Raw genomic sequence first — 1630 nt, forward strand, 5'->3', positions numbered from 1 at the left:
CGTACCCGTAAGGGGAAATCAGTGATCCTATGCTGCCGAGAAAAGCATCGACGCGAGGTTGCAGCCGCCCGTACCCGAAACCGACTCAGGTGGTCAGGTAGAGAATACCAAGGAGATCGAGAGAATCGTGGTTAAGGAACTCGGCAAAATGCCCCCGTAACTTCGGGAGAAGGGGGGCCGGACACGTGACCGGATTTACTCCGTGAGCGTTGAAGGCCGCAGAGACCAGTGGGAAGCGACTGTTTACTAAAAACACAGGTCCGTGCGAAGTCGCAAGACGATGTATACGGACTGACGCCTGCCCGGTGCTGGAAGGTTAAGAGGAGGGGTTAGCCTTTGGGCGAAGCTCTGAATTTAAGCCCCAGTAAACGGCGGTGGTAACTATAACCATCCTAAGGTAGCGAAATTCCTTGTCGGGTAAGTTCCGACCTGCACGAATGGCGTAACGACTTCCCAGCTGTCTCAACCGCGAACTCGGCGAAATTGCACTACGAGTAAAGATGCTCGTTACGCGCAGCAGGACGGAAAGACCCCGTGACCTTTACTACAGTTTGGTATTGGTGTTCGGTGTGGCTTGTGTAGGATAGGTGGGAGACTGTGAAGCGGGCACGCTAGTGTTCGTGGAGTCATTGTTGAAATACCACTCTGGTCACTCTGGATGTCTAACGTAGGACCCTGATCGGGTTCATGGACAGTGCCTGATGGGTAGTTTAACTGGGGCGGTTGCCTCCCAAAGAGTAACGGAGGCGCCCAAAGGTTCCCTCAACCTGGTTGGCAATCAGGTGGCGAGTGTAAGTGCACAAGGGAGCTTGACTGTGAGACTGACAGGTCGAGCAGGGACGAAAGTCGGGACTAGTGATCCGGCAGTGGCTTGTGGAAGCGCTGTCGCTCAACGGATAAAAGGTACCTCGGGGATAACAGGCTGATCTTGCCCAAGAGTCCATATCGACGGCATGGTTTGGCACCTCGATGTCGGCTCGTCGCATCCTGGGGCTGGAGTAGGTCCCAAGGGTTGGGCTGTTCGCCCATTAAAGCGGTACGCGAGCTGGGTTTAGAACGTCGTGAGACAGTTCGGTCCCTATCCGCTGCGCGCGTTGGAAATTTGAGAAGATCTATCCCTAGTACGAGAGGACCGGGATGGACGAACCTCTGGTGTGTCAGTTGTTCTGCCAAGGGCACCGCTGATTAGCTACGTTCGGACCGGATAACCGCTGAAAGCATCTAAGCGGGAAGCCGTCTTCGAGATGAGATTTCCATGCACCTTGAGTGTGAGAGGCTCCCAGCAGACTACTGGGTTGATAGGCCGGATGTGGAAGCGGGGACTAACGACCCGTGGAGCTGACCGGTACTAATAAGCCGAAGACTTGACAACACAACTATTTCCATCCCTTCGGGGATGGGCTCGCGTCCACTTTGTGGTTCCCGACAGATGATCGGGAACATGAAACTGAACACCGCGCATGCGCGGGACAGCTTTCTTGATCCGTAGGATCGAGTCGAAGGTGTTCCGGTGGTCATAGCGAGAGGGAAACGCCCGGTCACATTCCGAACCCGGAAGCTAAGCCTCTCAGCGCCGATGGTACTGCAAGGGGGACCTTGTGGGAGAGTAGGACGCCGCCGGACTCAACGT

The 1630-nt window shown here is 55.4% G+C and carries 2 rRNA genes (1 of these 2 cut by a window edge); both read left to right on the forward strand.

What is annotated here, in order from left to right:
• A 23S ribosomal RNA gene (locus ACIPJY_RS18040) occupies positions 1 to 1371 on the forward strand; it begins 1658 nt to the left of the window's first position.
• Positions 1372 to 1506: 135 nt separating this feature from the next.
• Positions 1507 to 1623 (forward strand): 5S ribosomal RNA (rrf, locus tag ACIPJY_RS18045).
• Positions 1624 to 1630: the final 7 nt, after the last annotated feature.

Origin of the sequence: Curtobacterium sp. NPDC090223, assembly GCF_044746585.1 — a bacterium.
Classification (GTDB): domain Bacteria; phylum Actinomycetota; class Actinomycetes; order Actinomycetales; family Microbacteriaceae; genus Curtobacterium.